This window comes from Sulfurospirillum sp. E15m, assembly GCF_059415145.1.
Genome location: NZ_JCAHZS010000006.1, coordinates 27647 through 41177, shown reverse-complemented (window position 1 = coordinate 41177; position 13531 = coordinate 27647). Strand labels below are relative to the sequence as shown.

The window sequence follows — 13531 nt, the reverse complement described above, 5'->3', positions numbered from 1 at the left end:
CTTTTTCTAATTATTTTTAAATCATAATTGGCATAACAATGGTCATAAAGTTGTCGCTCTCTAGTGTGAAAGGAAGACCACTGTCATTAAAGCCTAAGGTAAAGTTACTATTTTCGATATTGGATAAGAAATCTAAAATATAACGACTATTGACCGCAAGATAGATATCGCTATCGAGTCCTGTTTTAAAATCAATTTCTGTTTTTGCTTCAATGTTATCATCATTTAAACTTTCAAAAACAATTTTTTCAGGTTTAAAAATGATTTTAATTTCAGGAGAAATGATTGCAATTTGTTTAATGGAATCAACCATAAACTCTCGATTAAGTAAAATTCTGAAATTTTTATTTTTTGGAATAATACGTGCGTAATCAGGAAATTTACCGTTGATCAATTTTGTATAAAATGTAAAATGATCGGATTGTGCAATGAGTGTATTTTCATCGTAAAAAATTTCAATATCATCAAAAAAGAGTTTTTGAATTTCACTGATTGCTTTTTTAGGAATAATCAATGAAAAATTATATTCTGTTTCTTGTTCAATACTAATAATAGCTAAACGTTTTGTGTCTGTTGCAACAAAATGAATCGTATTGTCTTTAATATCAATAAGTGAGCCATTGAGTTCAAATTTTGGGTTGTTGGAATCAATTGCAGGTGCAATTTTTTTAATAGAACGAACCAAAGTTGCACTGTTGATATTAAATTTTGGTTTTGAATCAATCGTAGGGAAGAGGGGAAACTCTGTTGGATTGAGCATAGGCAGTTTAAATTTTGAGCTGTTTTGTTTAATATAAAGGTAATCGTTAATGGTTTCTAAAACAACTTCATCATCTTTCAAACTTTTGATAATATCCAAAAGCTTTTTACCATTAGCGGTTGCATTACCACTTGTTGCAATTTTTATTTCAGGAGTGTGATAACTAAGTCCAATCTCATAGTCAGTTGCTTTGATTACAAATTGATTATCTTCACCTTGTAATAATACATGGGATGTGATTTGACTAAGGTCTTTTTTTTCCAAATAAGGTTGGATGTTAAGAAGCATGTTTTCCAAAATGCTTTTTTTGATCGAAACTTTCATTGAGTCTCCTTTAATATATTAAATAAAAATAGTTGGAGTAGTAGGCTAGGTTGAAATAGTGAAAACATCAACATTATACCTAAAACTAGGGGTGATTGGTGTGAAAGATACCCATGGACTTTTTCACATTTCATCACATTTTGTTTTAAAACTTTTATTTTTCCTTGGTCAAAATTTTATTTTTTAAGTCTTCAACTTTCAGTTTAAACGATTCATTGGTTTCAATAAGTTCATTAATTTTTTTAATGTTATGAGAAACGGCTGTGTGGTCTTTCATGCCAAAATAGGTTGCAAGTGAAGGCATTGAATTTGGAGTAAGCGTACGCGCTAAATAGATACCAATACGTCTTGCTTCGACAATGTTTTTACTGCGCTTGGTTGATTTGATTTCACTTGGCTTGATATTGAGGTCTTTGGCAATAATTTGAATAATATCTTCAAGACTGATATTTTCACGTCTTTCTTTGATTTGTTCGCGCATAACATTTTTTGCAAAATCAAGGGTTATTTCTTGGCGCATCAATAAGGCGTATGCATTAAGGTTAATAATAGCACTTTCAATTTCACGGATATTATCGCCCATATTTGAGGCAATGTAATTTACAATATCGCTGTTAAGGTTAATACCATCGAGTTCGCATTTCTTTTTGATAATAGCAATTTTCGTTTCAAGTTCAGGCAAACCAATGTCAGCAATCAAGCCCCATTCAAAACGACTTTTAAGACGATCTTCCAAACCATTAATCATTTTTGGCGGTTTATCAGACGTAAGAACAATCTGTTTACCTGCGGAATGAAGTTCATTGAAGGTATGAAAGAACTCTTCTTGTGTTTGAATTTTATTGGATAGAAATTGAGTATCATCAATGAGTAATACATCACAATTACGATATTTTTCTCTAAACCTGTCCATAGATTGGTTTCGAAGATTGTAGGTAAAGTCATTCATGAACTGTTCAATCGTCGCATAAATAACAATTTTACCTTTTGATTGTACATAATTACCAATAGCGTGAATAAGGTGTGTTTTACCAAGTCCGGTTGGTCCATAAATAAAAACAGGGTTGTACATGATGCCTGGTTTTTCTGCAATGGATTTAGCGGCGGTATAAGCGTATTGGTTTGAGCTTCCTACAACAAAGCTATTAAAGGTGTAAGAAGGGTTTAGTATAGTATTTTTAGTGCTTTTAATCGATTCAATCGTTTCAATAGGAGCCGTTTTAACTTTTGTTGTTTTAAGATGCTCTTTGAGTACGATTTTGATTTCGGGTTTTTTATTGGTTTTGAGTTCAAAAAGGTGTGCAATTTTTTCGGAGTATTTGGTTTTAACCCAATTAGCGATGAGAATATTGGGAGCTACAAAAACCATTTGGTCAGAATTAGAAGCTTTTTCGTTAAATTTAAGTTGTTTAATATAACGATCATATTCTTGTGAAGAGACTTCCTCTTTTAAAAGTTCAATGACGTTATCGGCTAACAAATAATCTCCTTAAAAAAATCTTCACCCTGTGAATATCATGTGAATAAGTTTGATTTATTTTATCCAAACTATTATTAGTTATATGTTAAAGCGTCTATCGGTATAATGTGAAAAAAGTTATTCACCCTGTGAACAAAACTGTGAATAAAGGACAAAAAATTGGTTATTTTAGGTATCGATCCAGGAACACGAAACTGCGGCTATTCCATCATTCGTAAGGAAAAAAACAGCATTATTTTAGTAGAAGCAGGACTCATTAAAATTAAAGAAAAAATACTTCAACATCAAATCATGGAACTCGTTGAAGGACTCGATACAATTTTTGCTCACCATGTGATTAACGAAGTGGCTATTGAAGATATCTTTTATGCGTATAACCCTCAAACCGTTTTAAAATTAGCACAATTTAGAGGTGCTTTAAGCCTTAAAATTTTACAAGTTATTGGTAATTTTAGTGAATATACACCCTTGCAGGTGAAAAAGGCTGTAACGGGCAATGGTAAGGCGGCGAAAGAACAAGTAGCGTTTATGGTGAAGAAGATTTTGGGAATTAAACAAGAGATAAAACCTTTGGACATCACCGATGCAATCGCCATAGCTATTACACATGCCCAAAGGAAGTAGGGGTCAGCGCTAACACTTTAAATCTTTTATTATAAAAGTTTAAAGTTTAGCTCTGTACACCCATTATAGTTTCTTTGATACTAAAGAGGTATTTATGTTCCTCTGGAAGCGCATCATAGAGTGCATGGGCAAGATTTTGAATTTCCCAAAGTGCACTTTTATCACTGCGAAGGGTTAAAAAGTTTTGAAGACTTCTGGCATTAACTGTCCACGTTAATTCCGTTTTATAGCTCTCTGGAAGGCAGTATTTTGCTTTATCGTTGCTGATGCCTGCTACTAAGACTAAACGCAAGTTTTCAAGCGCTTTAATGCTCATTTCATCGACCATCTCTACATCTGTTAAAACCAAGTATTTTGAGGCTCTCTCAAAGTCTTTACATGTAAAAGATTCTTCGTTTTTAAGTTCCTTTAATGTGTAACGTGTTGATTTGACAGAAAGCGAAGCCATGCGGTGACGTGCAAGTTCTTGAAGAAGGGCACGTGAAACGCCTTCAATGTAAAAGTTATACACAAGGTGTTCTAGGGTTGAGGCATGTTTAAATTTGTTGCCAACACGGTCAATGAGCTCTTTATCTTTTTCGCCGCCATCGTCGCTTTTGTCAAAACTTTGCCAGCAGGTACGAATAGCATCGGCACAAATGAGAAGAGGCGTGTAGTGATTAAGTGTGATTTTCATGTGTTGAGTCCCAAGTTTTTTTGGGACTCATTGTAGTATATGTAAGCTAAAAAATTGTTATTTGAGTTGTAGTAGAGTGTTGAGCATCTCATCAGCAGTTGTAATTGTTTTAGAATTGGCTTGATAGCCTCTTTGAATAACAATGAGCTGCGTCAAAGAGCGCGATAGGTCTACGTTACTCATTTCAAGTGAACTAGCTTGAATAGAGCCTTTTCCACCCGTTCCTGCTTGTCCAACAATAGGATCACCTGAGTTTGACGTTTGGATAAAACAGTTTCCACCATCACTCTCCAAACCACCATTATTTGTGAAGGTTGCCATCGCAACTTGAGCCAAAGCAAAACTACGTCCATTGGTAAAACTACCGATAATCGTTCCTGTTTCATCAACACTCAAACCGTTAATATCACCACCGGCATAACCATCTTGACTGATACCTGTGGTACTTGAGTCTTTATCAAAACTGGTAATACCATCAAATTGTCCGAGTGTACCAAAATTAATGATAATATTTTGGTTGGCAGTTGAACCGTTATTGGCGGTATAGGTTAAGTTTCGTGGTGTATAAGTGGCTAATGAACCATCGGAATTAAAACTAATTGTTCCTGTGACCATATTTTCAGGATAAGTTCCTAAATTAATGTCGCCTGGTTCAGGTACAGAAATAAGAACAGACCATTCGGTTCCTCCTGTACTGGTGAATCCTGTTTTAGTAAATTCAAAGCGAACAGTATGTTTTGAACCGAGTGAATCGTACACATCTGTACTAGACGCTAAAGAAGCGGCATAGATACTTTGAGAAGTTCTTGTTGAACTACCTGTAGTGATTGCACCTTGAAGGGCATTAACTATTGTTGATAGGCCTTTATTAGCCGAAACATTATTACTTGTTAAATTTGTTACAGATAAATAAAGGTCATAATCATCTTCTCCTTTATAATTTGTTCCTGCAAGGAGGGTTGTACTAGCACCTAAAATATTAGTTGAACCACCTGCTGCGACAGTTGAACCCATCGGAATTGTAATAGGTCCTTCTGTTGCTAAAATAGTCGCACCAGCGGGTATTGTATCTCCACCTGTATAGGCTGTACCATTAATTGTTAATGTTCCTGTGTAAGTTGCTGGAAGCGTGATGTCTGCTCCAATTGTTTCACCCGCTGCAATATCAACACTGGAGCTGGCTAATAATGTGCCTAAAGCTGCTGCTGTTGTAGCTGTAGAAGTTCCAACAGTAGAGCCTTGAGGAATGGTTGCTGGTGCTGAAAGCTGAGTACCTGCTGGAATAGTGCTTCCTGCAGGATAGATTACAGGAGCTCCAGCAACTTCTATAGTTGTTGAAGCAGAGACAGTGATAGCTGCTCCGAAAATTGTATCAGTTGGAAATAGAATGGCTTGTGTTGAGAGACTACTGTTAAGATTTGTGACCGATGTAGAAATAGGTGTAATTAATGTTGTATTGGTAATATCGCCATCGTCGCTATTAAATGCATCGCCTTTTGGATTTGCAATTTCAAATTGACCAGCAGCATTGACAGTGACTGTAACACCATCATTTTTATCGGGTGTACTAGGGGTACCTGATGATTCATCGTAATCTACAAAAAGCCTTGCATCTTTTTGCATTGCTTCTCTTAAATCTTCTGTGGTAGTAAAAGTTCTTGCTACTTTATCGTCATAGGTATGATTAGCATTAATCGGTGTGTTACTGTACGTATATTGGTAAGCGGTAATAACAGAAGTCGATGCTAAACCTGTGTTATCAGTGCCTCCTACAACTAATTTGATATTTTTTGAAGCTACTGTTGTTCCTGATTGATTGTCATTGCTATTGCTTAAATAAAGTCCATTACCGCCTGTAATATTGGCTTTAACACCTGTGGTAGATGTTTGTGCATTAATTAACTGTTCAAGGTACGTTGTAAGATTATTGTTATTTTCAGCTGCTGTAGCCGTAGCACTTGAGGTAAAAGATCCGCTGATGGTAACACCGTTAATAGTCATATCAATCGTTGTAGTACCAGCAGAAGCTATAATAGCAGTTGTCCCTGTTTGTGCTTTTGCATAGCTAACCCAAACACCTTGTCCATTAGTAAGATTGAGTGCATTACCATCAGCATCAAATAAAACACCAAAGTCTTGTCCACGTTCGTAAAGTTCTTTACTTGAATTAAAGAGGTTTGAGCCTGTATCGTTTTCATCATGTACTTCAGTATCTTGCATAAGACCATCGCCGTTGGTATCAACCCAACCATTGTTACTATCTAAGGAGTAGATAACAGATTTTAATTTCCCGACAGAAGTACCTGAATCAAGGTTTGCTTTAACTGTTACTGTACCAGTTGCATTTGCAGGGGTAGTAAGTCCGGGAGGAATAGTAATGTTAGCAATCGGCGAAGTGGTATCAATATCGCCAGTCGTTTCATTTTTTATCCAACCTTGAGCGATGTAACCGTTGGTATCGACAAAGTTACCATTCGCATCAAAGCTAAAGTTACCATCTCTAGTGTATTTGTAGGTACTTCCACCGTCTGGAGATACGACGAAAAATCCATCACCGCTAATTGCAAGGTCAGTTGTTTTATCGGTAGTTTCGATAGAGCCTTGTTTAAAAATTTTTGTGACCGTGCTGACTTGTGTTCCAAGACCGATTTGCATAGAGTTTTGTCCACCAAGTTGGCCTTGAGGTGCTGTCGCAATGGATACGGTTTGACTTAAAAGGTTTGAAAAATTGGCACGAGAATATTTATAACCAGAAGTATTAACATTGGCAATGTTATTGCCTTCAACGTCCATTGCCATCTGATGCGCTTGTAATCCGGTAACGCCGGCCCAGAGTGATCTCATCATCGCGTATCCTTTTTAAAGTTACTTTTTATTGTTAAATTTTTGTATCAAAATAAAAGCAATAATTATTCCACTTTAGAACAATGATTGCTATCTTTTCATGTTAATAGCATTTTGAAGCAGTTCATCACTGGTCGTAACACTTTTAGAGCTGGCTGTAAAAGATTTTTGAACGACAATAAGCTCCGTTAAAGCCGTTGCAAGACTGACATTGCTACCTTCTAGTTTTTTACTTAAAATATCGGTACCTAAAAAACTGTTTCCATTAGCATCTTTATAAAAAATGGCTTTACCACTGTTTGCAGATTCGGCAAACAGGTTGGAAGAAACAGACGTTAATCCTTGGTCATTTTGGAAATGATAGACTGCAACTTTTGCAATGGCTGAGCTCTTACCATTGGTAAATTCAGCAACAACATTGCCATTGCCATCCATCGCATACCCTTTTAAGAATCCCTCTTTTGTTCCATTTGCAGTAGCAACATTGGATTTTTCAATACTTGTGCTTGAAATAAGCCCATCGTAACCTCCAATGGTTCCAAGATTAAGAGTCAATGGTGTTCCACTGTTGTTGAGTGTCGATAGGGTATTGCTCGTAAGTTGTCCTGAGCCACCAAACGTTAGCACACCTGTTTGCTCATCAACAATTTGATAGACTTTATTGGAGGACGTGTCGATAGAGTATAGGGTAGGGTCATAAGTCTTTGTTTTATCATAATTTTCATAATAGGTTAAGACTTTTACATCAGCATTCCATGTGGTTCCAGAAGTTCCTTGTGGCACAACTTTAGTAAATGTCATATCTACAATATCGCTGTTTCCATTAGCGCCAATGATGCCTGTTGTAAAGTGTTTTTTCGTAGCCACTTCTTGTTCCGTCTGAACGGTTGCAGAAGTAACAGTTAAATCGCCACTTAAATCAAGACCGCTAACATCTGAATTTGAAATGCTCCATGCTAAATTTGAATCTAATTTCGTATTGATTGTTTGTGTATTTCCATTGACATCGGTTAATACTAAAGAGATGATGTCACCCTCTTGTGGATTAAGAGCCGCTGTTGTATTGGATACTGTACCACTAAGGTTTACGGTACCTGACGCTGTGGGCGTAACGGTTGCTGGATAATCTGCACTATCAAGATCAAGGGTTACGGCATCTACTGTGACAGTTGGGTCAAGATTGGCTCCATATGAGACGGTAGTCGTTGGTATAGGGGGATAATAAAGTAAATCAGGTAGTGTGATTTTAGTTTGTTTTCCAATACTTCCCAACGGGACATCTTCCAAAGGAGTGATTGCATAAGGAGTTGCATTAGAAGAACCCGTGCCTGAATAGTATTTTCCAAATTTATCGATGGTCGCTTGGTCTAATGATGTGGGTTGTATGTTATTGCCAGATGTTGCCAAAAGATAATTACCCTTACCATCGACTAAGTTGCCGCTTCCATCCAGAGAAAAGTTACCTGCTCGTGTGTAATAGGTATTCCCGTCACTTCCAAGAACACCAAACCATCCCTCACCATTTAAAGCAAGATCAAATGCGTTATCGGTATTTTCAAGTACGCCTTCAGACATATCTAACGCGGTTGTTAAACTTTGTGCTCCTAACCCGTCATCATTTGTGTAGGAATTGTGTGTACCCAAAAGTATGGATGAAAAAAGAGAAGATACTTCTGCTGTACTTCCTTTGTACCCATTGGTACTGACATTGGCAATATTGTTTCCAATGACATCCATATAAAATTGACTGGTTTTAATACCTGATATACCATTGTAAAGAGAGCTATTCATTGCTTTATTCCTCTTATTCTGCGTTAAATCAATGATTTATCGTAAAATTCAACAACATCGCTTATTGCGTAGTAATTTGAGCCTAATTTAACATAGGTTGTTCCATCTTGATAACGCACAGATTCAACAGGATAAACGCCTGCTTGTGTTGTTTTCGCATCACCATTGGCATCGGTGTAGGTGGCTGTAACGCTGTAATAACCATCGTCAAGTTGATTACCATTGTTATCAATACCATCCCAGTTAAAGGCGACCACGCCACTTTTGCCTGCTGCTGCATCCCCAAGGTCAATGGTTTTAACGGTATTACCTTTGGTGTCTTTAATGGTCATTGTACCATCGGTAATTTCTGTTGGGAAATAGACTTCAAAGTCAGAATTGCTCTTGTCAAGAGTGATAGCAGATGAACCAAGGCTTGCCATTTTACCAATGGCTGAAACTGCATTCATATCGGTTGATGCCGTAAGCTTATCTGAAAGTTCAGTTAATGCCGTTGTTGTATTTTCAGAAGCTTCTAACGAAGCAAGTTGAGATGTTTGCGTTAAAATTTTATCACTGTCCATTGGATCTGTTGGGTCTTGATGTTGCAGTTCCGTGAGGAGGAGTGATAAAAAGTCGTCTTTATTTAGAGATGAAGAAGAACTCGATGTTGTTGAACTTTTTGTATTTGTTGTTGAAGATGTATCTGTTTTAAGAAGGTTAGAGTATCCATTTGTGTTAGTTGCTGTTGCCATCATTTATCCTTTAGTGTTATACGTATTGAGGAATGACGATTTCCATGAGAGTCGTATCTTCCTCGGTTGAATCGGTGGTAAATTCGTCAAAATTTCCACTGCTGTGCTTTTGATTGTTTTGTTGAGATTGTTCTTTATTGCTTTGATCGCTAAAGTTCATCTCTAAATTGGTAAATCCCATACTGACGAGCGCGTTTTTGACCTCTGTTTGATTTTGTGTGAAGAGGTTCATGGTTGTTGAGTTAGATGAGATATTTACATGTAAATTGTTGCCCCGTGTCAATAATGTCACATCTACATCACCTAAGTTTTTTGGACTGAGTGCAAGTTCTACTTTCATAATAGGAGGCTTGTACGCTTCAATTTTTTCTTTCAAATCGGTTGCAAATTGATTTAAACTATCTTTCGTTGAATTGGTTTGTTTATTATTTGTGATGTCTTGTTTGGCTGTCGATTTGATGTCATTTTTTATATCAAGACTGTTTTGTCCATCATCGGATGAGCTTTCACTCACTTCACGTTCATCATGTTCTCTCGTTGAAACTTTTTGTGTGAGTATTAAATCTTCATCACTAACCGTTTCATCGGTTGTCTTTTCAGATTTAACCGGTTTGATAATGGTCTCGGGAATATCTTCAGTGATAGAAGACTCTGTTCTGACCTCATTGGTACGAGCAGAATTTGTTGTTACAACAGGGACAGTTTCTTCTTGTACATCTGCTGTTGTTGTTTGAACAGGCGTTTCTATTTTTTTAGTTTCATTACTGTTCACAACTTTTTGCACGATTGTTTCAAGCGGTTTTGCTGTTGTCGGTGTTGTCTCTTCTTCTACGGTTTGTGCAACTTTAATTGCAGTATCGTGTTGTTTTTCATTTACTATTGGCGTTTCATTTTCCAAAGTAAGCGTCGTATCTAATGTTTCATCTGGTTTGACTTGTGTTGTTGGTTGAACAAGTTTTGGCTCACTTGGTAGCGATGCATCTTTGGAAATCAACTCACTTAAAATAGATGGTGTCGTATTTTCTGTTTTTGGTGTTTGTTTGGTTAGCAATGACATTAAATTGGTCTGTGTCGTTGCTTGTGTCGTTGTCTCTTGTGGTGTTGATGTTGTTTGTGAATTATCAAGTGCCGTTTGTAAGTCATTAAAAAAATTGTTTTGTGTCAGTGTTGGAAATTTGGTTTGCAAACTTTCCACCGTCTCTTTTGAAATGGAAATTTTTTCAAGCCCTAAGTTGTATTTTTTAGATAAAGCCAGTAAATCGCTCACGCTATTAACATTCGCAAAGTCTTGACGCGCACTTTCACTTGCTAAAATTTTTTCCAAATTTGATGAGGCTTTTAGTGTTGGGAATGTTGTTGTTTGTGAATCATTTTTTAAAGCATTAACGACACTTAAAAGGTCTTCTAAAAGATGTTCGTCAATGCTTTTTCCTTCATCATTTAGCGTAAGGTCGGTTGTTGCAGATGTTTCTTCTTGCACGAGTCCAGACGTGTCTTGCGCGACTAAATTGAGGGAAACTTTCTCATCATCATTGGTGAGTTGTCCCAAAATCATAGAGAAAAAACTCTCTGAAAAAGAGTCGTCGCCACTTTGTGTTTTTGCAACATCATTGGTGGTTGGCGTAAGTGATAAAGGGCTTTTTGCCTGAACAAAAGCGAAGATGTCTTGCATTGTCATTACCTTATTATAAATTTATATGAGACAATTCTGCACCAATGACAAGCAATCTTCATTCCATATTGGTAACAACTCTTTACATGTAAATTTAGTAAGAAGATGGTATAATGAAGCATATTACTTCTTCAAACTACACAAATCACGTACGTTTCATATGATGTAAAAGTTAAGATTACGAGGAGAATTTTTTGCAAGAGTTTAGAAATATTGCCGTGATTGCACACGTTGATCACGGAAAAACAACTTTGGTTGATGAATTGTTGAAACAATCTGGTACGTTCAGTGCCCACCAAAAAGTAGAAGAAAGAGCAATGGATAGCAACGATCTTGAAAAAGAACGTGGTATCACCATTCTTTCAAAAAATACTGCTATTCGCTATAAAGAGACTAAAATCAATATTATCGACACTCCAGGCCACGCTGATTTTGGTGGTGAGGTTGAGCGTGTTTTGAAAATGGTCGATGGCGTTTTATTGCTTGTTGATGCACAAGAAGGTGTTATGCCTCAAACCAAATTTGTTGTGAAAAAAGCATTGAGTTTGGGACTTTGCCCTATTGTTGTGGTTAATAAAATTGACAAGCCTGCGGCTGATCCTGACCGTGTTGTGGATGAGGTTTTTGATCTTTTGGTTGCTTTGGGTGCAAATGAACACCAACTAGAGTTCCCTATCGTCTATGCTGCGGCTAAAGAGGGTTATGCTAAATACAACATGAGTGATGAAAATAAAAACCTCGAACCTCTTTTTGAAACGATTATCAAGCATGTTCCAACACCTTCTGGAAATGCTACCAATCCACTTCAACTTCAAGTGTTTACCCTTGATTATGACAACTATGTCGGTAAAATCGGTATCGCACGTATTTTTAACGGTACTATCAAGAAAAATGAAACAGTGATGCTTGCAAAAGCAGATGGCGAACAAGTGAAAGGTAGAATTTCAAAACTCATCGGATTTCACGGATTGGAGCGCATCGATGTCGATGAAGCTTTCAGTGGTGACATTGTAGCCGTTGCAGGTTTTGAAACACTGGATGTTGGCGATAGTTTGGTGGATCCAAACAATCCTATGCCACTTGACCCATTGCACATTGAAGAGCCAACGCTCTCCGTTGTTTTTGCGGTCAATGACTCTCCATTTGCGGGACTTGATGGTAAATTTGTCACATCCAATAAAATTTATGAGCGCTTAGAATCTGAGATGAAAACGAACATCGCAATGCGTTATGAAAATGCTGGCGAGGGTAAATTTAAAGTCTCTGGCCGTGGTGAGCTTCAAATTACCATTTTGGCTGAGAACATGAGACGTGAAGGGTTTGAGTTCTCTTTAGGACGCCCTGAAGTTATCGTTAAAGAAGAGAATGGTGTCAAATTAGAACCGTATGAGCATTTGGTGATTGACGTACCGGATGAGTTTACAGGAACCGTTATTGAAAAACTCGGTCGTAAAAAAGCAGAGATGAAAGCGATGAACCCAACAGGTGATGGACAAACCAGAATTGAGTTTGAAATTCCAGCACGTGGTTTGATTGGTTTTCGTGGACAGTTTCTAACCGATACCAAAGGTGAGGGTGTTATGAACCACTCATTTTTAGAATTTCGACCACTTAGCGGTGAAGTTGAACATCGTAAAAACGGTGCTTTAACCTCTATGGAAACAGGTACGGCGATGGGTTACTCTTTGTTTAGTTTACAAGAAAGAGGCGTTTTATTCATTGATGCGCAAGTCAAAGTCTATTGCGGTATGATTATTGGTGAGCATTCACGTCCAAATGATTTGGATGTCAATCCAATTAAAGGTAAGCCACAAAGTAACGTTAGAAGTAGTGGTGCTGATGAGGCGATTAAACTGGTTCCACCACGCAAAATGAACTTAGAATTAGCGTTAGAGTGGATTGAAAATGATGAATTGGTCGAAGTAACACCGACTAATATTCGTATTCGTAAAAAATTCCTTGATCCAACACAACGTAAGCGTATGAGTCGTTAAACCATATTTACATGTAAAGACTTTGCCAATGCTGATGGTAAGGTCTTTACATGATGATTTATTGAGGAGCGTAAAATGCAGACGTTTTTAATAATCGTAGGTGCACTTCTTCTTGCGATGGTTTTTATGTACAACACTCTCATCTCTCGAAAAAATCAAGTTGATAATATTTTTGCTGGACTTGATGCCATCTTAAAAAAACGCTATGACCTTCTTCCCAACCTTGTCGCTACGGTAAAAGAGTATATGGTGCATGAGCGCATTACGCTTGAGAAAATCACTGAGCTTCGCACGCAAGCGTTACAAGGGAATTTGAGCGCTAATGAAAAAATTGTATTAGAAAAACAACTCTCCTCGATGCTAGGTAGTGTCATGGTTGCTGTTGAGAATTACCCAACACTCAAAGCCAATGAAAATTTCTTACATCTACAACACACCCTGAATGAAATTGAAGAACAAATCTCCGCTGCACGCCGTGCGTATAATCAAAGTGTGACTGATTATAACAACGCCATAGAAATGTTCCCTACCAATTTTGTAGCAAGTCTTATGAAAATGGACCGCAAAGTCGTTTTTAATGTTCCTGAAAGTGAGCGTCAAAACGTCAATGTCAAGAACCTCTTTCAATAACA

The 13531-nt window shown here is 37.2% G+C and carries 10 protein-coding genes; 3 read left to right on the top strand and 7 right to left on the bottom strand.

Translation table 11 applies throughout. From position 1 onward, the window contains the following. Positions 1-16 precede the first annotated feature (16 nt). Both dnaN and dnaA read right to left on the bottom strand, forming a co-directional pair. Positions 17-1084, bottom strand: a complete 1068-nt coding sequence (dnaN, locus tag AC5SLP_RS08990) for a DNA polymerase III subunit beta (RefSeq protein ID WP_495254834.1) — start codon at positions 1082-1084, stop codon at positions 17-19. Positions 1085-1238: 154 nt separating this feature from the next. After that, on the bottom strand, positions 1239-2564 hold the full coding sequence (gene dnaA, locus AC5SLP_RS08985) for a chromosomal replication initiator protein DnaA (RefSeq protein ID WP_495254833.1): 1326 nt from the start codon (positions 2562-2564) through the stop codon (positions 1239-1241). A gap of 159 nt (positions 2565-2723) precedes the next feature. On the opposite strand from dnaA, the gene ruvC reads away from it, so the two are divergent. Continuing rightward, the gene (gene ruvC / locus AC5SLP_RS08980; protein ID WP_495254832.1) at positions 2724-3188 is read left to right on the top strand and encodes a crossover junction endodeoxyribonuclease RuvC; all 465 of its coding nucleotides are present in this window, start codon (positions 2724-2726) and stop codon (positions 3186-3188) included. A 46-nt stretch (positions 3189-3234) separates the two neighbouring features. On the opposite strand, the gene thyX is transcribed toward ruvC, so the two are convergent. From thyX to AC5SLP_RS08955, 5 genes are all read right to left on the bottom strand, one after another. Then, positions 3235-3864 carry an FAD-dependent thymidylate synthase gene (thyX, locus tag AC5SLP_RS08975; protein WP_495254831.1) on the bottom strand — a complete coding sequence of 210 codons (630 nt, stop codon included), beginning with the start codon at positions 3862-3864 and terminating at the stop codon, positions 3235-3237. Between the two features lie 57 nt (positions 3865-3921). Beyond that, the gene (flgE, locus tag AC5SLP_RS08970) at positions 3922-6711 is read right to left on the bottom strand and encodes a flagellar hook protein FlgE (protein ID WP_495254830.1); all 2790 of its coding nucleotides are present in this window, start codon (positions 6709-6711) and stop codon (positions 3922-3924) included. A gap of 87 nt (positions 6712-6798) precedes the next feature. Then, a complete protein-coding gene (locus AC5SLP_RS08965) occupies positions 6799-8499 on the bottom strand; it encodes a flagellar hook-basal body complex protein (protein WP_495254829.1) in 1701 nt (566 codons plus the stop codon). A gap of 23 nt (positions 8500-8522) precedes the next feature. Next, the gene (locus AC5SLP_RS08960) at positions 8523-9233 is read right to left on the bottom strand and encodes a FlgD immunoglobulin-like domain containing protein (protein WP_495254828.1); all 711 of its coding nucleotides are present in this window, start codon (positions 9231-9233) and stop codon (positions 8523-8525) included. Between the two features lie 16 nt (positions 9234-9249). Next, on the bottom strand, positions 9250-10905 hold the full coding sequence (locus AC5SLP_RS08955) for a flagellar hook-length control protein FliK (protein ID WP_495254827.1): 1656 nt from the start codon (positions 10903-10905) through the stop codon (positions 9250-9252). A gap of 194 nt (positions 10906-11099) precedes the next feature. Here AC5SLP_RS08955 and typA point away from each other — a divergent pair, with 194 nt between their 5' ends. After that, entirely contained in the window at positions 11100-12899 is a 1800-nt protein-coding gene (gene typA / locus AC5SLP_RS08950; protein ID WP_495254826.1) for a translational GTPase TypA, read from the top strand. A 75-nt stretch (positions 12900-12974) separates the two neighbouring features. Beyond that, entirely contained in the window at positions 12975-13529 is a 555-nt protein-coding gene (locus AC5SLP_RS08945) for a LemA family protein (protein WP_495254825.1), read from the top strand. Positions 13530-13531 lie beyond the last annotated feature (2 nt).